This window comes from Sporosarcina sp. NCCP-2716, from assembly GCF_023707985.1.
Lineage (GTDB): Bacteria > Bacillota > Bacilli > Bacillales_A > Planococcaceae > Sporosarcina.
Genome location: NZ_BRCF01000002.1, coordinates 356505 through 376509 on the forward strand (window position 1 = coordinate 356505; position 20005 = coordinate 376509).

Annotated in this window: 17 protein-coding genes; 8 read left to right on the plus strand and 9 right to left on the minus strand. The window is 53.2% G+C overall.

Annotation, left to right across the window (positions count from 1 at the left end; all coding sequences use genetic code 11):
- Positions 1-42 precede the first annotated feature (42 nt).
- A complete protein-coding gene (locus NFU03_RS05550; protein WP_251636807.1) occupies positions 43-690 on the plus strand; it encodes a nitroreductase family protein in 648 nt (215 codons plus the stop codon).
- Here the strand turns inward: NFU03_RS05550 and NFU03_RS05555 are convergent.
- On the minus strand, positions 674-2137 hold the full coding sequence (locus tag NFU03_RS05555; protein WP_251636809.1) for an NAD(P)H-binding protein: 1464 nt from the start codon (positions 2135-2137) through the stop codon (positions 674-676). The genes NFU03_RS05550 and NFU03_RS05555 overlap by 17 nt on opposite strands.
- A 170-nt stretch (positions 2138-2307) precedes the next feature.
- On the opposite strand from NFU03_RS05555, the gene NFU03_RS05560 reads away from it, so the two are divergent.
- Complete coding sequence (locus NFU03_RS05560; protein WP_251636811.1) at positions 2308-2697, plus strand: hypothetical protein; 390 nt, start codon at positions 2308-2310, stop codon at positions 2695-2697.
- 95 nt (positions 2698-2792) lie between these two features.
- Here the strand turns inward: NFU03_RS05560 and NFU03_RS05565 are convergent, their stop codons facing one another.
- From NFU03_RS05565 to NFU03_RS05575, 3 genes are all read right to left on the minus strand, one after another.
- Positions 2793-4412, minus strand: a complete 1620-nt coding sequence (locus tag NFU03_RS05565; protein WP_251636813.1) for a hypothetical protein — start codon at positions 4410-4412, stop codon at positions 2793-2795.
- Positions 4405-5199, minus strand: a complete 795-nt coding sequence (locus NFU03_RS05570; RefSeq protein ID WP_251636815.1) for an ABC transporter ATP-binding protein — start codon at positions 5197-5199, stop codon at positions 4405-4407. Before NFU03_RS05570 ends, NFU03_RS05565 begins: the two co-directional genes overlap by 8 nt.
- A 398-nt stretch (positions 5200-5597) precedes the next feature.
- Positions 5598-6107: a methylated-DNA--[protein]-cysteine S-methyltransferase gene (locus tag NFU03_RS05575; protein ID WP_251636818.1), complete on the minus strand. Its 510-nt coding sequence runs from the start codon at positions 6105-6107 to the stop codon at positions 5598-5600.
- 100 nt (positions 6108-6207) lie between these two features.
- On the opposite strand from NFU03_RS05575, the gene NFU03_RS05580 reads away from it, so the two are divergent.
- Positions 6208-6540, plus strand: a complete 333-nt coding sequence (locus tag NFU03_RS05580) for a DUF3889 domain-containing protein (protein ID WP_251636821.1) — start codon at positions 6208-6210, stop codon at positions 6538-6540.
- Between the two features lie 85 nt (positions 6541-6625).
- On the opposite strand, the gene NFU03_RS05585 is transcribed toward NFU03_RS05580, so the two are convergent.
- Both NFU03_RS05585 and NFU03_RS15710 read right to left on the minus strand, forming a co-directional pair.
- Positions 6626-8182 (minus strand): malate:quinone oxidoreductase, encoded by a 1557-nt coding sequence (locus NFU03_RS05585; protein WP_251636823.1) that lies wholly within the window; start codon positions 8180-8182, stop codon positions 6626-6628.
- A 243-nt stretch (positions 8183-8425) separates the two neighbouring features.
- Positions 8426-10165 (minus strand): ABC transporter ATP-binding protein, encoded by a 1740-nt coding sequence (locus NFU03_RS15710; RefSeq protein WP_285835413.1) that lies wholly within the window; start codon positions 10163-10165, stop codon positions 8426-8428.
- Positions 10166-10285: 120 nt separating this feature from the next.
- Here NFU03_RS15710 and NFU03_RS05600 point away from each other — a divergent pair, with 120 nt between their 5' ends.
- From NFU03_RS05600 to NFU03_RS05610, 3 genes are read left to right on the plus strand one after another with little or no spacing between them, the layout of a single operon-like run.
- Entirely contained in the window at positions 10286-11707 is a 1422-nt protein-coding gene (locus NFU03_RS05600) for an ABC transporter permease (RefSeq protein WP_251636825.1), read from the plus strand.
- 14 nt (positions 11708-11721) lie between these two features.
- Positions 11722-13218 (plus strand): ABC transporter permease, encoded by a 1497-nt coding sequence (locus NFU03_RS05605; protein ID WP_251636827.1) that lies wholly within the window; start codon positions 11722-11724, stop codon positions 13216-13218.
- Positions 13219-13249: 31 nt separating this feature from the next.
- Positions 13250-15061, plus strand: coding sequence for an ABC transporter substrate-binding protein (locus NFU03_RS05610; protein WP_251636830.1), 1812 nt, complete (start codon positions 13250-13252; stop codon positions 15059-15061).
- Between the two features lie 303 nt (positions 15062-15364).
- Here the strand turns inward: NFU03_RS05610 and NFU03_RS05615 are convergent, their stop codons facing one another.
- Positions 15365-16564, minus strand: a complete 1200-nt coding sequence (locus tag NFU03_RS05615) for a DUF4317 domain-containing protein (RefSeq protein ID WP_251636831.1) — start codon at positions 16562-16564, stop codon at positions 15365-15367.
- Positions 16565-16740: 176 nt separating this feature from the next.
- On the opposite strand from NFU03_RS05615, the gene NFU03_RS05620 reads away from it, so the two are divergent.
- Positions 16741-17163 carry an organic hydroperoxide resistance protein gene (locus tag NFU03_RS05620; RefSeq protein ID WP_251636832.1) on the plus strand — a complete coding sequence of 141 codons (423 nt, stop codon included), beginning with the start codon at positions 16741-16743 and terminating at the stop codon, positions 17161-17163.
- 113 nt (positions 17164-17276) lie between these two features.
- Positions 17277-17774 carry a hypothetical protein gene (locus tag NFU03_RS05625; protein ID WP_251636833.1) on the plus strand — a complete coding sequence of 166 codons (498 nt, stop codon included), beginning with the start codon at positions 17277-17279 and terminating at the stop codon, positions 17772-17774.
- A gap of 52 nt (positions 17775-17826) precedes the next feature.
- On the opposite strand, the gene NFU03_RS05630 is transcribed toward NFU03_RS05625, so the two are convergent.
- On the minus strand, positions 17827-19407 hold the full coding sequence (locus NFU03_RS05630; protein WP_251636834.1) for a YndJ family protein: 1581 nt from the start codon (positions 19405-19407) through the stop codon (positions 17827-17829).
- Positions 19400-20005, minus strand: a complete 606-nt coding sequence (locus NFU03_RS05635) for a DUF4166 domain-containing protein (protein WP_251636835.1) — start codon at positions 20003-20005, stop codon at positions 19400-19402. Before NFU03_RS05635 ends, NFU03_RS05630 begins: the two co-directional genes overlap by 8 nt.

Here is a 20005-nt window from a genome sequence, read left to right on the forward strand (position 1 = left end):
GGTTTATTCAATCTTACTATTAGTAAGTTGAAAACAAACTATATGCATGAAGGAGTTTTTCATATAACTGATCTTTTCGCCCCTTTGTCAGAAGTTATCCATACTCGGAAATCTGTTCGCAAGTTCGATCCGACCTACTCTATTGAGCAAACGGAAATCATGGAAATGCTACAGGAAGCGACGCTGGCACCGTCTTCGAGCAACTTGCAGCCTTGGCGCTTTGTCGTCATCCAGGATCCGGATACGAAGAAGAAGATCCGTGAGTTTTCGTTCAACCAGGAACAGATCGAGACGGCATCCGCCATCATAGCGGTCGTGGCGGATACTGAAATGTACCATAATATCGATGAAATCTATATGGCCAACCTGCAGGCCGGCCATATCGACGAAAAGAACGTCGCCATCCAGATCGGCAACGCCAAAGCGCTCTATCCGAACGCACCGAAAGAGGCACGGCTGAATATTGCAGCGTTCGACGCCGGACTCGTGTCCATGCAGCTCATGCTGATCGCGAAGGCGAAAGGATATGACACAGTGCCGATGGGCGGATTCGACAAAGCCCAGTTTGCAGAAGCGTTCGATCTCGGGGACCGGTATGTGCCGCTCGTGCTGATCGCACTCGGAAAAGCGGCCGCACCGGCTTATGGATCGACACGGCTGCCGCTCGATACCATCACGAAGTTTGTATAACGGATTGTGTTTGCGCCCTGCTTGCAGGGTGCTTTTTTTGTGTTTGCCCGTCTGCCAGTTCCCGCATATGCCTGCGGAACGCACTCATGACGAATGCATGCATATTGGCTTGTGTAACATAGTAGACGAACCAGGGCAGCGACGGCAAATAGTCATGGATCGCGATGATGGCTTCATCCGCCCCTGGGATCTTGCGGAATTCCATGCGGCCCCGTTCGTTGGCCTCGCTGTCCAACAGCAGGCCACCGGTGATGTAGTACAGGGCACGGTCTTCCGAGCTCCGTTCTTTCGAGTAGGACAATTCAAGCAGCGTACGCCTGCCGAGGAAGCCGATCCTGCAGTTCAGCTGATCATCGACCGCCGTCTGCACCCAAGGGTTCATGAACGTTTCCAGCCACTTCACGTAATAGCGCCCCGCTTCGTCCGCGGTCCAGCCAGCCGGCAGCTGGATCCGCTGGACGGAACGGACGTCCTGTTTCAGCGGTCCGAGGTTCGGCAGCCGGGCCGGACGTCTGGCTGTTCGTCCGCTCTGCTCTTCAGCAAGGGCCCGCTTTGCCGCATCACGGAAGGGCGTCTGTCCGTCACTGATTCCCTCAACGTAATGCTCGGGCTGGACGACCATCGCATGCTTCAGGCTTTCGACGAGCGGATAGACCATCTCCTTCGGGGTGTTGGTGACGAGCCGCAGCCAGAGGCGCGACAGGGTCAGCGTGAAGAACGGCACGCCGATCATCTTCGGGTTTTTCTCCATGACTTCGGCCGTCGCCCGCATCATCGTCCGGTACGTCATCACGTTAGGTCCGCCGACATCGATGGAACGGTCCTGCAGGTCAAAGTCCAGGATGATCGATGTGAGTCCGCGCAGTACGTCATTCAGTGCAACAGGCTGTGTCCGCGTGTTCGTCCATTTCGGCAGGATCATCACCGGCAGCCGCTTCACGAGTTTCGAAAGGATCGGGAACGAGGACCCCTTCGGCCCGACGATCAGCCCTGCACGCAGCGCCGTCACCGGGATGCCGGAAGCCCGCAGGACTCGTTCCACTTCGAGCCGGCTCTTCAGATGCCTCGACAGCTCCACTCCTTCCCCTTCAGGTATGATGCCGCCCAAATAGACGATCTGCTGGATCCCCTGCTTCTTCGCCGCTTTCGCGAAATTGTCCGCCAAGATGACGTCCATATCTTCGAACGTCCCTTGCGTCAGCTTGGCCGATTTCATCATCGAATGGACGAGGTAGACCGCGATGTCCGCGCCTTCCAGCCCCTTCTCGGCGTCTTTCATGGAAAACAGGTCACACGCCCGCCACGTGACGCCCAGGGTGCTGTCCCGCCGTCCGCCGCTCCGCGACAGGGCGATGACGTCCGCTTTTCCTTGTAAACAGCCGAGCAGATGATGACCGATGTATCCGCTTGCGCCCGCAATCGCGACGACTGGTTTCCGTTCTGCCATTCTTTCCGCCTCCTCTTGAATGTAGTGATGATGGGTGAGTCGAATGCTGGTTCCATTCTACTGCGAAAGCGTGAATTTTCATAATGAAGTGCAGAATCTTGGCAAAAGCGGAACTTATCCCGTCCGGTTACGTACTAAGACTAACCATACAGAGAGATGAGGAGAATAATTTGAGAAAACGCGACTGGATGATCACCGGCACCCTGTTCATCCTCTGCCTGGTCGGCTTCCGCCATGCCATGCACGGACCTGCCACATACATTCCGCTTCAAGCGGACCAGCTGCCGGCACAGGTGCAGAGCAAGCTGAAGACATCGGAACGCCATCCTTCCTTCCGCACGTGCCAGTATGGAAAGGACGTGTATATCCTCTTTGACAGCAACCAGCCAGGTGCCTATACGAAAATCACGATGAAAGCACACAAACGGTTCAGCAGACCGGAAGTCATCGCGATGCTCAATCACGCGACGAATAACACGGAAGCAACCGAAACGGCTGCACTCAAATTGCCGAACTCGACGGACCGTGACGTCAGGCTTGTCGTCCGGGATAAGCGCTGACAACGGAGGATGACGGCAAGAAGCCTGCTGCTCGGCATGAGCATGCAGGCTTTTTCTGTCTTTTATCCGTCGGAATCCCGGCCTCTCGCCGAATATCAGTTTTTCACCGGAAGCATCACACGCCAGCCAATCCAGCAGGCTGCCGTAATGAGCAGCAGGTACACTGAGGATCCGTACGGCAGCTGGGCCGCCAGGATATGCGGGACGACGAACACGCCGATCAGCAGCATGAAGAGGATCTGCTTGGCGGTGCCCGACTGCAGCGCTTCCCCGATCGGTCTGGAGAACGGCATCATCCCTTTCGAGCCCGCCCCGTAGCAGATCACCGCGTACAGCAGCGCCGCGATGAGGATGCTGAGCAAGTCGGGAACGATCCGCCAGCCGAACAGCACGCCGAACAGAATCGCCTGCAGCACGTATACCGGCAGGAACAGTTGCGCGAGGCTCGCTTTCAGTGTTCCCCGTTTCACAAGTGACGAATGGCGGACCGGCAGGACTTCAAACACCCAGGCACCTTTGAAGTTGCCGGAATAGCTTAGCATCATTGTCAGCGAGGCGATGATCAGGAAGCCAAAATAGAGCATGTAATACATCTGCGAATCCGCCAGATCGGCGAGCGTGCTGTCCTGCAGGGAGATATACAGGAACAGGAACGGGGCGATGAACCCGATGCCGAGCGCCGGATAGACTTTCAGCTTGAAGTCCCGCTCGCGTTTCATGAGCAGCCACGAAAAACGGAAACTGGCACGCTCTTCTTTGTCCCGGCAGAGTATGGTCTCCCAGAACGTCATCAGGAACGCACGCGGCTTCCTGCCTCCCCGGGTTTCCGAAAGCAGCTTCTGCAAATTCTGTTCAAACTGCGGCATTTTGCGGATATAGAGACTGATCGCGAGGACCGGCACGAGGACGGCAGCCGCCGACAGGACAAGGAGCGGTGTACTGGCATTGCCGCCGAGCAGCCATTCGAACGGAGCCGCAAACCAGAGCGGCGGCAACAGGAGATGCCACCAGTGAAATGCATACTCGACGGATACACCGACGAATTCGAACGACCGGATCAGCACTTGGTACCCGGCAAAAATGCCGACCGACAACAGGATCTGCACGTAATTGATAAGGTCCTTCAGCCGCTCCCCGTCGAACAGGCGGAGCATCGCCATGTAGGTGATCGCCGTCAGTGAAATGATCAGCAGCAGCAAAAAGACGAGCAGGACGAGGAACAGCACGAAAAAGACCGGGCCCTTCACCGCCAGCATGACAATCGACGGAATGCCGAGCAGCGCCCCTGCGATGAGCAACATGTAGATCGTAATATGGACAAGCTTCGCTGCGTTCAGCGTGCGGTCGTCAACAGGGGCGGCCGCAAGCAGCACACGGTCCCGCACGTCCAGTAACACGCTGGAGAAGTCCGCGATGAGCGACGTCATGATCATGAACATCGCAATCCCGAAGATGAGCCCCATCTGCAGCATAAGGCTGTCTCCGAAGAACAGGAAAGGGATCGTGACGAGGCCGTACAGCACATACAGGCCGAGCGACTTCAGGAACTGGTTGCCCTCCTTCAGTTTCGTCTGGGAAAAGACGACGGGCACCCGACGTTCATCCATCGTCAATTTCAATCCGACGATCGCCCGCATGGCGGGATAGTCGATACCGAATGTACGGAAGACTCCTCTGAACTTATCGAGCATCCGGAGGGAACGGAAGTCAGTCAACCTCTTCACCGCCCGTCACGGCATCGACGAATTGCCGCGCCGTCTGCTCGTGCGCATCGAAACCGGTCAGCGAGTTGAAGATCGTCTCGAGCGTCCCGTCGGCGTCCTGCCCTTTCAGCTCTTCGAAGGTGCCGTCCGCTGCAATATGACCACCGTGCAGCAGGACGATCCGGCTGCTGATTTTCTCGACGACATCCATGATATGCGAGGAATAGAAGATCGTTTTCCCCTTTTCAGCAAGGACTGCAAGTATATCTTTGACGACCATGACGCTGTTCGCATCGAGGCCGCTGAGCGGTTCATCCAGAAACAGGATATCAGGGTCGTGCAGCAGGCTCGAAATGATGAGCACTTTCTGCCGCATCCCTTTCGAGAACGAAGAGATCCGCGTATGCAAGACATCCCCGAGCCCCAGCACGGTCATCAGCGTCGCAGCTTTACCAGCTGCCGCTTCACGGTCGATGCCGTACAGCTCCCCGATGAACGACAAATATTCCATCGGTGTCAGCGTGTCGTAGATTTCCGCGTTCTCCGGCACGTAGCCAATACGACGCTTTACATCCCGGTCCTCTTCCTTCAGGTCATGGCCGAATATCTCGACAGTCCCGCCATAATCGCGGATCAGCCCGAGCAGGATCTTGAGCGTTGTGCTTTTCCCCGCTCCGTTCGGTCCGATGTAGCCGATGATCTGCCCCCGATGGACGTCCAGCGAAATCCCATCCAGCACGCGTTTCCCCGGATATTCCATCGTAAGGTCCCTCATCGAGATGATCGGTGCTTCTTCCATTTCCATCCCCCCTGGTTCGTTATGGTTGGTCTAAGCCTACCAAGACAAACGGAAAATTCCAATTGTTTTTTTGAGATGAAACCTGGAGAGGGGCGGCGGTGCGGTTGCTTGAGCGATTGTGCCGCTTGCTTGAGCGTATCTCCCGCTTGCTTGAGCGTTTCCCCGTTTGCTTGAGCGCTTCTCTCCATGCCTTGAGCGTTTCACCATTTACTTGAGCGTTTCTCTCCATACCTTGAGCGTTTCACCATTTACTTGAGCGCTTCTCCCCATGCCTTGAGCGTTTCCCCGTTTGCTTGAGCGTTTCTCCCCATGCCTTGAGCGTTTCCCCGTTTGCTTGAGCGTTTCTCCCCTATGTACTGCCTTCCACGGAAAAGGACCGCCTGTCCGGGCGGTCCTTTTCACTGCTTATGTGTCTGTTCATGCGCAAGGAGCCATTCCTTGCGCCACACCCCGCCCGCGTAGCCGGTGAGGGTGCCGTTTTTCCCGATGATGCGATGGCACGGCACCAGCACCGTCAGCTGGTTCTTACCGTTCGCGCTTCCAACGGCACGGACTGCCTTGGCACTGCCGATTGCGCAGGCGATGTCCCCATAGGAGGCGGTTTGTCCATAGGGGATATATGTCAGTGCCTGCCAGACATTTTGTTGAAACGGTGTCCCTTTTACTGCAACCGGCAAGTCAAAATCATTTCGGGCTCCTTTGAAATACTCGTCCAATTGGTGATAACAAAGAACGACGGCGGCCGGCAAGTTTTCTGTCAGCCCGGTCCCCGACTCACAGTCTTCCGTGAACAGCACCGAATGGACCGCCTCGTCTGTTCCGGTGATTTCCAGGACTCCAAGAGGCGAGTTATAATAGGCCTTCTTCGCAACGGATGATTTTGCATCGAGAGAAATGGTAATCGGCATCTGTTTCACTCCTTCGTCTTTTGTTTGATTATACCAAACGATTGTTCTTCCGTATCGTTTACGTCACGTGGTAAATCATAACGAAAAAGAGGTGTTTTTCATGCTGATCAAACTTGCGATATCGCTTGGATTCGTTATCGTTTCTCATTTCTCACCCACCGTGCCGGTCTCGTCCACCGTCGAATCGGAGACACCGGCTTATGCCAAATGGTCGAGACTCGCGATTCAACAGGTGCAAATTCAGTATCCGAATGCTCAGATCATCGATTACCTCTATATGGGCACCCGGCAGAGCACAGAAGGCATGGAAGCCACTTTTCGCTTATGGCTGCGGGAAGCCGGCCGTGAATACGGCGTAGTTGTGCGTGTCACCTATTCAGCGGAGACTGACAAATTGAAAGAGATCCAAATTAACGAAATCACTCCGCCGTAACCTGATACGCAGGAGTCGCGGAATGTCGACTGCAAACATACAAAAAAGCCCCTCTGCAACGGTTCACAGAGGAGCCTCAGATGAATTAGTCATTATCGGATTTCTGATTGTCCGCGATGGCGCGCGCTTCCGGCTGCTCATCCATCGTGAATGGTGCCTGGTGATCCAGTTTCAGCGAAACCGCGGTCGCTTCCTTCACGCTGTGCAGCATATCCGGATTCTCCGCAAGTTTGACGCCATAGGACGGGATCATCTCCTTGAACTTGGCCTGCCACTCGTCCGCCCGGTCCGGGAAGCACTTGTTCAGCAGGTTGATCATCACATGGACGGCTGTCGAAGCCCCGGGTGACGCGCCGAGCAGCGCCGCGATCGATCCGTCTTTTGCGGTGATCAGCTCCGTCCCGAATTGGAGAGTTCCTTTGCCGCCCGCTTCGGTTTCCTTGATGACCTGGACACGCTGGCCTGCGACGACCGTGTCCCACTCGTCGACTTTCGCATCGGGGATGAACGCACGCAGTTCTTCCACCTGCTGCTCTTTCGACAGCATCAGCTGTTCGACCAAGTACTTCGTGAGAGCCATTTCCTTCATGCCGGCGGACAGCATATTGAAGACGTTGCCCGGCTTCACAGACGTGATCAGGTCCATCATCGAACCGGTCTTCAGGAACTTCGGTGAGAACCCGGCGAACGGTCCGAACAGCAGGGACTTCTGGTTGTCGATGAACCGGGTATCCAAGTGAGGAACCGACATCGGAGGCGCGCCTACTGAAGCTTTTCCGTACACTTTCCCGAAGTGCTTCTCGGCCACGTCCGGATTGTTGCACACGAGGAACAGTCCGCTGACCGGGAAACCGCCGATCCCTTTGCCTTCCGGGATCCCTGATTTCTGCAGCAGGTGCAGACTGCCGCCACCCGCACCGAGGAACACGAACTTCGCCGTATGACGCCGCGTCTCCCCGCTGACGAGGTTGCGCACTTTCACGTCCCAGCGGCCGTCGCTGCGCTGTTTCAGCCCTTCGACACTGCGGCGGTACTCCATCTGCACACCCTGCTGCTCCAGATGATCGAACAGCATATTCGTGAGCGCCCCGAAGTTGACGTCCGTTCCCGCATCGATTTTCGAGATGGCGACCGGCTCTTTCGCATCGCGATCCTTCATCATCAGCGGCACCCAGTCCGCGAGCGTCTTATGATCTTCCGAATACACCATGTCCTGGAACAGCGGATTCTGCTTCATCGTCTCATAGCGTCTTTTCAAGAAACTGACATTGTCTTTCCCCTGCACGAAACTCATGTGCGGCAGCGGGCGGATGAAGTCTTCCGGACGCTCGATCCGTCCATTCTCCACCAGGAACGACCAAAACTGCTTCGACACTTGGAACTGCTCGTTGATGTTGATGGCTTTGCTGATATTGACGGAGCCGTCTTTGTTCTCCGTCGTATAGTTCAGTTCACACAGCGCCGCATGCCCGGTCCCGGCATTATTCCACTCATTCGAGCTCTCTTCGCCTGCACGGGACAGCTTTTCGAAAACGGTGATATTCCACTCCGGCACCAACTCTTTCAGCATTGCTCCAAGCGTGGCGCTCATGATGCCCGCGCCAATCAAAATCACGTCTGTATTCGTTTCTCCGTTGCTCATTTGACCCATCCTTACACACTGAATTTGCAAAAGAGATACAGGTTCCATCTCACGGAACCACCTCTTTTGTATTGCTGTTTCTCACTTGAATCTATTAGGAGCGATTAGTTGATAAATACACGTTCTTTACCCTACCAATTATAGACTAATTCAAGGAGATACAAAAGGGAGATGTTCGGGATGGCGTCCGAATTCCTGTATTCCTTCCATTTCCCTTACCTAAGGGACTCGACAGCCTTGCGGTCATCCAATCGGTTTTGCGACCCAGTGCCCTTCCTTCACTTCGACTAACTCTGTATTCGTTACATCGAATGTCCTCTCCGCTGCCGGTTCATTCCCCGTCTCCTGACGAAGACCCGTTCTCAGTGTTGGATCGGGAATCGGGATGGCAGACAGCAAAGACTTCGTGTAGGGATGAAGCGGGTTGTTATACAACTCTTCACTTTCCGCCAGCTCGACAATCTTGCCGGCATACATGACAGCCACGCGGTCACTAATATGTTTCACCATCGACAGATCGTGGGCGATGAACAAGTACGTTAGTCCGAGTGTGTGCTGCAACTCTTCAAGGAGTTTGACGATCTGCGTCTGGATCGATACGTCAAGCGCAGACAAAGGCTCGTCACATACGATGAAATCCGGCTCAACAGCCAACGCGCGTGCGATACCGATCCGCTGACGCTGGCCGCCCGAGAATTCGTGCGGATACCGCATGGCGTGCTCCGGCTCCAGACCGACCATCACGAGCAGATCCTCCACCCGTTTCCTCCGCTCTTGTTTGTTCTTGCTCAATCGATGGATATCGAGTGCCTGCCCAATGATATCGAGCACTTTGAAGCGCGGATTCAAAGAAGAATACGGATCTTGGAAAATCATCTGCATGTGCCGCCGCATCGCTTTCATCTCTTTTGGAGAAAAACGGTTGATGGCCATTCCTTGATAGAGCACTTCACCAGCAGTGGGTTCGGTCAGCCGCAGGATCGCCCGGCCTGTCGTGGATTTCCCTGAACCTGATTCCCCTACAAGTCCGAGTGTCTCCCCCGGCCGTATGTGGAAACTGATGTCGTCCACTGCCTTCGTCACACCTTTTTTGCCGCTGCCGAAATGTTGCTGGAGAGATTTCACTTGTATGAGCGGTAAAGTAGGATCCACTTCTTCCCTCAGCCGGGAAATCCGTTTTTCCTTCTTTTTTTCATCTAAACGGGGCAGCGCCTTTAACAATCGCTTCGTATATGGATGCTGAGGACTGCCGAACAGGTCAAACACCGTTCCGGATTCCACAACCTCCCCTTCCTTCATGACAACAACGCGGTCGCACATTTCCGCCACGACTCCGAAGTCATGAGTGATGAGGATGATCGAAGTGCCAAAACGCTGCTGGACGCTTTTCATAAGTGCCAGGATCTGCGCCTGGATCGTGACGTCCAATGCCGTGGTCGGCTCATCCGCGATCAGCAGTGCAGGCCTGCACGCGAGCGCCATCGCAATCATCACCCGCTGGCGCATGCCGCCAGAGAACTCATGCGGGTATTGGTCAACCCGTTCCCCGCTGTTTTGAATGCCGACTAGTTCAAGGAGCTCGATCGTCTCTTTCCTTGCTTCTTTCTCGGAGACTTTCATATGTTTCACTATACTTTCGGCGATTTGGCGTCCGATTTTCTTCGTCGGGTTCAGTGAGGTCATCGGGTCCTGAAAGATCATGCCGATGCCGTGGCCCCGGATGCTCTCCATCTCCTTCTCTGTCTTCAGGGTCAGATCTTCCCCCTGGAACTCAATGACCCCCTCTTTCACATAGGACGGCGGCGACGGCAGCAGTCTCATGATCGAACGTGCTGTGACACTTTTTCCGCTGCCTGATTCGCCTACAATGCCCAGCGTCTCTCCTTTGCCAACCTCGAAACTGACCCCTCGGACAGCATCGAAATCCTCGTGTCTGCCTGTGAAGGACACGTGTAGATTCTTCACTTTTAAAATCGATTCCATGTGATTGCGCCCCTTTTGTCATACTTGCTGCTTTGAAAAGATAGAATTGACAACCAATATCGTATATTCTATAGTTTAGTATACCGATCGGAATTAAACAATATAAAGGTGGTGAATTGGTTGTCACATAAGGCAGCTTCATTCTTCGGACACTCGTTCAGGAAAGCCAGCGGCCGGACTGCCTACCAAGTTCTTCTTCTGCTGGCCGGACTGCCTCTCCATCTTTTTACGTATTTCAGTTATATACGTAATGGAAGGGATCGACAGTACACGAGCATGCTGAATTCTGTGCAATCCGGATTAGCGGACCGGGGGCAGAAAGAAAAATGGCTGGAAGAGTATAAGGATCAGCTTGAACGGAAGCAGAAGTTTTTCAGAGAAAATGTCAGCCCGGCCGACATACACCGGGAAGCGGAAAAGCTGGCAGATGAAAAACTGAGTGCAGAGAGTAAACGGATCAGTGAGATGCGGCTCGAACAGACGGGGCAAAAAAAGGAGACCTATTTTTCGTACTTCCAATCGCTTCTTCAGAAACCTGCATTTTTGGTCGTCTCGTTCATTCCCGGATTTTTCATGTATGTACTGCTTTTCCTGATGAGCAATCCATTCATCCTGTATATTGCAGAGCGCCTCGTACAAAGTGTGGGGGTGATCATCGGGGTTGCCGTGCTGGTCTTTACGATCCTCTATATTTCTCCGTTCGACCCGGCCACCAACATTTTAGGGGAATCCGCAACCCAAGAACAAATATCGAACTTCAACCGATTGCACGGGCTTGATTTGTCCTACTGGCAGCAGCTCTGGAACGCTTTGAAAGGAATTGCCACGTTCGATCTCGGATCTTCGTTTGCTGGAAATGAAGATGTAGCAGCCAGTATTTCCAACAAGTTCCCGGTCACGTTAACGATTGCATTATTTTCCGTCATCATGGCGATTGTCATCGCGATTCCAGTTGGCATCCTTTCTGCGACGCGGCCGAATTCGTTCCTGGACTACTCGTTCATGTTCATCGCGCTGATCGGATTGTCCATTCCGAACTTCTGGCAGGGACTGATCTTCATCCTCGGGTTCTCCATCCACTTGAACTGGCTGCCTGCAACTTACAGTCCCGGGCATGCACTATCCCTGATCATGCCTGTTGTCGTGCTCGGAACCGCCCTTACCGCCTCCATCGCGAGAATGATGCGCTCCTCTCTTCTTGAAATTATCAACGAAGACTACATCATTACAGCGCGGGCGAAAGGACTGTCCTATGCGCAGACCCTGTGGAGGCATGCAATTGGAAATGCCATGATTCCAGTTGTCACCGTGATCGGCCTCCTATTCGGCGGCATGCTCGGGGGCGCCGCTGTAACAGAGAAAGTGTTCAACATCCGCGGAATCGGCAGCTACATCGTCGACAAGCAGTTCATCCCCGATATTCCGGCGATCATGGGCGGGGTCGTCTATATCGCCATTACCATTTCGCTGGTCAATTTGCTGATCGATATTTTGTACGCCTTGCTGGATCCGCGTATCCGTTCGAAGATTGACCACTCATGAGGCAGGTGAAATCTATGAAAGACACAATATGGAAACGCCATTCGTTGGCCGTTTCCACTGAATATACGCAAGCGAATTTCACGTGGGTGCTGTCGCTCGTCCTGACCGTGATCTTCCTCTGGAACAGCATTTCGTTCAAGACTGGTGATGTACACCCTGTCGTCTTCGGACTGTTCTGCGTCTGGGCAGTGACTACCGTCTTCCAGGTCTGCATCACTCGGAAGATGAAGAAAGATCTGCTCCAGACGGGTGTTATTCAACCGGGCACCAGACACCTCGGCTATGTCCAGCTCGTGGGTCTCCTGGCCGGCAACATTTTCGCAGGCGCTTTCGCTTTCAACTTGGTCAATGCGAAGAAGTCTGTGGAATATACGTTTGCGGTGTATACGTTGTTAACACAGCTAGCGGTTCTTGCCATAAGTTCGGTGAACCTATTCAAACCCTACGTCAGCGACACGTTTTTACCGTCCATGGGAACTCTCCTGCTGATCGGTCTGTTCTATCTCGTCGTACTCATCCTGATCGTTCTTCATGTACATGAGTATGAGGCGCCTCGCTGGATGACTTGGGTGGCGCTCTTGCTGCTGGCTACTGCAGTGTCAGGGAATCTGTTCGCCCTTCTTCTAGGCTGGAGCCTTCTCATGAAAACCAGGAGTTCGGACCATTCGCGAATGCTGAAATGGAACGTCACGTGGGAAAAGATCACACGGAACTCGACCGCCATGCTCGGCATGTTTTTCATCCTCCTGATGCTCGCAATCTCCATTACGAGCCGGTTTACATTCGACTATGCGCTTGCCGTGGAGAATAACTACAGTGCCATCTTGCAGCCGCCGAGCGCCGCCTATCCGTTCGGGACGGACAATTTCGGCAGGGATGTCTTTTCGAGAATCGTGTTCGGTGCACGGATTTCACTGCTCGTCGGATTGGCAGCCACAATCGTTCCGGGTGTGATCGGCGGTTTCTTAGGAGCAATAGCCGGCTATTACAGCAATCATGTCGATAACTGGATCATGCGGCTGCTCGATATCCTGTATTCCATTCCGGGCATCCTGCTGGCCATTGCCATCATTGCAGCGTTTGGTGCAAATACGGTCAATCTGATCATTGCCCTCAGTGTGGGTGCCATCCCGACGTATGCCCGTACGATGAGGGCGAACGTCCTGATGGTCTCCAACTATGACTTTGTGGATTCGGCTAAAGCGCTCGGCGAATCGGATTTTGCCATCCTGTTCAAACAGGTCGTCCCCAACTCGCTTGCGCCGATGATCGTCAAGTCGACTCTTACAATCGGAGGGGCCGTCATTGCGACGAGCAGCTTGAGCTATCTGGGACTCGGCGTAGAGCCCCACATTCCTGAATGGGGAAATATTTTAAAAGTCGGGAGCTCGTATCTGGAAACGAATTCGTATCTCGCCATCTTCCCGGGACTCGCAATAATCCTGCTCGTCCTCTCCTTCAACTTTTTAGGAGACGGGCTGCGTGATGCGCTAGACCCGAAGCTTGATTGATTACAACTAACTATTTTGGAGGGATTCATCGATGGGAAAGAAATTACTCTCACTCACGCTGCTGCTCGTGCTTGTGCTGGCAGGCTGCGTACAGACGAAATCGGAAGTAGAAAGTGAAGGGAAAGGCACCGACACCAAAGGCGGACCTGAAGAGAAAGTGAAGATCGAAGTTCTCGGAATGGGGTCAGGTGAAGAGGACCTGAACATCGTGCGTGACCAGCTCATCAAGAACGGATTTGACGTGAAGCTCAATATCCAGCCGGATTACGGCACATTCAAAGCCCAGCAGGAAGCCGGCAACTATGACCTCGCCCTGTCCAGCTGGACGACGGTGACCGGGAATCCGGATTATGCCGTCCGTGCGTTATTCAAATCCGATGGTGCCAATAGTCTTGTAGATGATGAAAAAGTCGATGAACTGATCGACCAGGCAAGTACAGAAACTGCGGAAGACTATACGAACACCTACAAACAGCTGGAACAGCGGCTTGTCGCTGAAAAGGCGTATATCGCTCCACTTTATAATTCATTTAAAGCGCAAGGCGTCAATAAGAAAGTCTTGAACCCCGACACGGTCCGGCTCGCGAAATCACGTGCCATCGCCTGGGAAACAATTGACTTCAATGACGCTGCAAAACGAACAGCCGACCCTCTCGTAACACAGCAGGCGATCGGCGACTTGACATCACTCGACCCGATCAAAGGAAACGACGGCTCCATTAACACGCTGAACACGAATATGTACGTTCGCCTGGTCAATTTAACAGACGACGATAAAGTCGTGCCGGATGGCTCACTTTCCTATAATTACGCAATGGCTGAAGGGAATTCCGACTATTACTTCCTTCTCCGTAACGACATTAACTTCGCTGCCGTTTCAGACGGGAAAGCAGTCGACACGGGAGAACGTGTCGGAGCCGAGGACGTTGTGTTCTCACTGAATCGCGCGAAAGATAAAGACTCCGTTCCGGATCACCGGACGTACAGCCTGCATGAACATATTAAGAACGCTGAAATCGTGACAGATCTCAGTGAGCTGGAAAAAGCGACTGTCTCCGGCGGCGATGAAACCGTTCAAGCCGCTCTCGAAAACGGTCTCGACACAAAATTGTCTGCGCTGGTCGATGACAAAACTAAAGCGGACAACAGCCAAGGCAGCTACCAAGTCGTGAAAGTCACGACAACCGAGCCATTCCCGCAAGTGCTGAACTACTTGGCTCACCAATCCGCCGGTATCGTCTCGGAGAAACAAGTGAAGAGCATTAACACGTATGATGTGGCTACTTTTGATGTAGACAAAGACATTCCTTACGGAGATCAGCGCACGGTAACGGAAGGCGCCGGCTACAATAACCAACTGTATGCAAGCGGGCCTTACATCCTTGTGAAAAAGAACGATTACCAAGCTGATTTTGTAAAGAACCCGGCTTACCGTGCCGGAAGTGAATTTGAACCGAAGATCTCAGCTGTCACTGTACGATTCATCGAAGACTCCGACAGTGCGCTCTCTGCATTGCGGAACGGGGAGATACACCTGTTCAACGGAGTCCCGGAAACGAAGTATGACCTCGTGGAAAAGGATGACAACCTGCTGCTGCAAAAGAGCGACAGCAACGCCGTGACCTATCTGCAGTTCAACACAGCCGGCAGAACCGTCTCGGACAGCGAGAACTTGCGCAAAGCGATCCTGTTCTCCATCAACCAAGATGAGTTCTTGAATTACTACCATGGCAACAAGAAAAAAGCATACTCCACACTCAGCCCGCTCGTCGATACAGGCAATGAGCTGATTGCCGATCAGAACCAAGTAAACGAGTTCCTGGAAGCCTATCGTAAGGAATAACAAACAAGCCGCCCCGCCCCCCTGGTCATCCAGGGAGCGGGGCGGCTTGTTTTGTTGGAAGCGGGCTGGCGGAAGCGGGGCGGTGCTCACAAATCTTACGAAACGCTCGTAGAAACTGGATACCGCTCATAAATTTCTGGAAACGCTCATAAAAATAGAATATCGCTCATAAATCTCGAAAAACGCTCATAAAAACGGATTTCCGCTCATAAATCTCGAAAAACGCTCATAAAAACAGATTTCCGCTCATAAATCCCAAAAAGCGCTCATAAACCCGCCGCGCACCCACGCCGTCCAAGACAATCACGACTCAAACAGCTCTTCCTCCAGCAGCGTGAACCCTTCGATCATCGTATCTTCCTCCACCTCGATCAGGATGCAGCGCTTACCATCAACATTCACCTGCTTCACGTACTTCAAGTCTTGCGGGCTGATCGAAATGTTGGCGACTTTCGTGCTGATCTTGATGGACTTCGTGTTGTAGTTCGGCACGACGTGGCTCGCTTTCAGCTCGTACGTCTCATCGTCGACGATCGTCTGGAACGCTTCCCGCACTTTCTCGGTATCGACGTCTTCGATGCCGCTCACCTTCAGCACGCGTTCGATCTCCTTCGAATCGAGCACAGGCACATACTCTTCATCTTCATCCTCTTCTTCCACCGTCGTCATCCGATGGAGTTCATCGTACACACCGGCCAGCGTCTGCGTGTTCACTTCCTCGCCGACCACATGCTTGACGATTTCTTCGAACACCGCCTTATCATCTTCTGCCGTCATGATCTCTTCACCGTCGAGCACACTTTCGATGAACGCATAATCGGGTTTATTCGCCTTCCCTGCGGCATACAGAATGTGGTTGACGTCCGCCGCATTGTCCGTAAAGCACGGGAACAGGAACCCGCCAACCGGCGACGCCAGCTTCACGATCGGATCCGCCATCTCGCTCGATTTAAACGCCCGGCCGTTGAAGTCGAAAACGAGCGACGGCTTCGGCAGCTCCGTATGGTTCAGGCTGCAGAGGATGAACGGCGTCGTGTACGTTTCATCACGTGCCCCCATCTCCAGCTCCTCCAAATCCGCCTTCGACTTCGTCGGCTTGAAATACTGCCCGCGGATGAACGTAATGACCAAATCCTTCTCGTATTGCGCGCTCTGCACCATCTTTTCCGCGATCAGCTGCATCTCTTTCCGCCAATCATTCGCATCAGACGCATGCAGTCCCGCATACAGCAGCTGCTGAGTATGATCCCGTCGCCCTTCCTCCGTCGGCGCGAACCGCACTTCGAACAGCTTCATCGCGAGCTTCCCGCCGAGCACTTTCTTGAAACTCGTCAGGAAAAGTTCCTGTTGGTCGCGATCGAGCAGTTCAAATGCCTGGCTTTCTTCATGATAAATTTCGCTGCTTTCCTGCCGTACATATACGTTGTAAATATCCTGGATCGTCAGCAGATCGGTCTCCAGTTTAAATTGCTTGCGGATTGCAGCAATATCTTTTTTGTTCATCGCAATTCCCCTGCTTTCTCTTCAGTACAGACCGGAGCCGCCGCGGCAGCTCCTGCATTCTTTCATTATAGCAAGCTTTCACCGCCACGTGCAGGAGCGGCACGATGATTACCGCGGCGACGGAACGGGTAAACAACAGACAGCGTCAAAAAACGAAGATGAGGAGAAGTGATCACATGGCAGAAACACTATTCACATCCACAGCAACGGCAAAAGGCGGACGGGAAGGACATGTCCAGTCTTCCGATAATGTCGTCAGTTTTGACACCGCGATGCCCGGCACGAAGCGGGCCAAAGAACTTGAGAACTCGACGAATCCCGAGCAGCTCTTCGCTGCAGGATATGCCGCATGCTTCGACGGTGCCCTCCAGCTCGTCGCCGGCAAAGAAAAAGTGAAATTCGACTCGGAAGTGACGGCGAACGTCAGCCTGCAGAAGGACGAGACCGACAACGGCTTCAAATTGGCCGTCAAACTGGAGGTCAAAGGGACAGGCATCGACCAGGACAAACTTCAGGAACTCGTCGAAAAAGCGCACCAAGTCTGCCCGTATTCGAAAGCGACCCGCAACAACATTGAAGTCACCGTCCAAGCGGTGTAACAAAAAAAGAGCGGATTTCCGCTCTTTTTCTCATGGCATGGCAGGCGCTTCCCGAATCGGGCGCCCGTGCATACGCTATATGGATCGCAAGAAACGATACAGGAGGAATCATCATGGGCAACTTCTTATCATTCACCGGCACGGTCACGCACATCGAGGACATCCCGGTCGGACAGCACACGGAATCGGAATGCTACAAACGCTTCACTGTCGAGCAGGGAGCTGACCAAACCGTCGACTTCACCGTGGCACCGACCACCTATTTCGCCGACCATGCCGTCATCGCAACAGGCGACACCGTCACCGGCTTCTACGACGCCGATGCGCCGGCCATCCTGATTTACCCGCCGCAATACAGCGCGCTCGTCATCAGCAAGGAAACGCCCGGCCAGTTCGTCATGGTCTCCCAGTTCGACGAACAGCTGACCAGCACAGACGGCTCCCTTCAGCTGAACCTGGCAGACGACACGCCGATCGTCCTCCCGAACGGCCAGCCGTTCAACGGCAGCCTCGCCAACCGGGACCTCATCGTCACCTACGGACGGACAACGCGCAGCATCCCCGCCCAGACGACCCCAAGCCGGATTGTCGTGCTTTGCAGGCATTCCTGATCAAGGAAAAGAAGCATACGTAAAACGCACAGCGGCATGCCCCTGTGCGTTTTCAGTCTGTCCCGCTTCCTCTGTGGACGATCGAATAGTCAATCGTTAATAATGGAATCGAGAATATCCACATGTCATGAGTGGCAGTCAACTTACCTCCCTCTGTTTCTTGAATGAAAAAGGTCTCCTCCAGCGGTAATGTGAATAAATCCCTGTCATTGAACGACAAATACACACCTGCGTCCGAAGCGGCATCCATGCTCTTACTTGTCAGCTGCAAGCCTCCCTCCACTGCCCGCAATTCCAAAATCCCCGTCATCGTCGAATAAGGTAACGGTAATGCAATATTCATATACATCCGTCCATCTGTTTCATGCTGCGAGTACAGCGCTGTGAAAATCGTCTGGTCCCCGATCTTCCGTTCCCACGCACGCACGCGTTGCCGCCCATCGAGCCCTTCCTCCAACGTATAGATGCCGCCGATCATCTCGACTTCTTTGGAATGGAGGGGTAGATTGATCTGCTGCGTCCGTCTGCTGATGAACGAGTAGAGAAAGGCAAACGGTTTGAACCAGCGATGCCAGCGGACCTTCGCGTACAGCCTGTAATCAATCGTATTTTCATAGAAATCCTTAAGTAAAGGAGATACCGATTCAGACGTCAGCCCATACACAGTCAGGTCATCTGACAGACCACGAATCTCACCGACACGGCCGATTTCTTCGGCAGCCCGCCTCCCGCGAATCCTGCTCCTCGGAAATGCCGGACGTTTGAAACGAGGATCAGGTACAGCCAACGACCACCCGATGATGCCAGCTAAAGCGAAAATAACGCAATTCAACACCCCGTGGAAACGGAGCATGAAGTCAATCGTCACGGCAACTAAGCCAAACCCATTACTCAATACATACAGCAACGAAAACGTAATGGTGACCGCCAGCGCACTAAACGCAAGACGCAGCAGCCATTTCTGTAAACGAGTCGTAAAAGTGAGTTTCCAAACAATCCAAATCAGTGCACAAATCCCGAAGATATATAACAGGACGGAAAACATTTCAATCCATCGTGAAAACGTAATTCCTACCGCCACCGCCATTGGCGCCGCCAATAATGCTCCCACAGCCCACCGATACAGACCCGAACCATGCAAGCGCCCTGTCAGCCCAAGGAAAATGGGCAAGATGAATGCCGAGTAATGGAAGTGAATGGCTGTCAGCCACGTAAGCAACGGACTGAATCCCAAATCGATGCCCGCAGCAAAAGCAAAATACCAACCGCCACCCATCGCCAGATATATGAGCCCGAGGTCGATCGCAAATTCTTCTGCATTTGTAAATCCCCGTCGGCGAAACCGGGTGATTCCGTAAAGAGCCACGTATACCGTGAACAATGCATACAGTGCAGCAAACCAGCCATCCCATCTAGTGGAGACTGCTTGTCCGAGCACGATCGCGATATAAGCAGGAATGGCGATATAGGGATAGTACTTCCAGAACCAATTCGTTTCCGTGACGACCATCCGGAGTAAGACGGGAATGTACACCAGTTGCGCGACCACCAGTAAATCGTATGGCCATGGTGCGGTACTGAAAAGCATGGCAGCCAGGAACAATAGTATATGAATGACGACAAACTTACGCATCCGGCGTGAACTCTCCTTCATACGAAAACACCTTACCTAACATTGGGTTCTTGACGTCAACGCAAATTCGAAAAACACCCTGCAGCTCATCATACGACTCCACAACTGTTGCTAAGCCTTGCAGAAATCTTGGAAGCGGGATTTCCATTTTCCCGAGTACCAAACGCTGGTTTAATGACTCGATTCTCAACTCGTAACGACTCACGACAGTAAACTGCAGATCCGCATACAACAGCGGCGGTTCCCCGAGATAATCTTTCACGACCATCCGCCGTTCATCCAAACTCATCAAGGCATTGAAATAGCGCACCTTTTTCGGAAAACAAAACCTTCGTTCCCAATGGATTTGTTTGTCGCCTGCTGAATTAGTAAAGCATGTATTCGTAATTGTAAACGGAATATCAGTTCCGCTTTCCGGAAAAACAAGTTTCCGTCTCGCTCCCAACCGAAAGAGCAAAGAAAGCCATTTCGGGCCGCCTGCTATACGATGCATCACGCCTGACGCTTGAAAGACCGGCTCTTCAAATGCATACCTTTTTTGCAGCATCGGATGTAGACGATGAAATCCTTCACCCAACGCTTTTCGATAAATGGACAT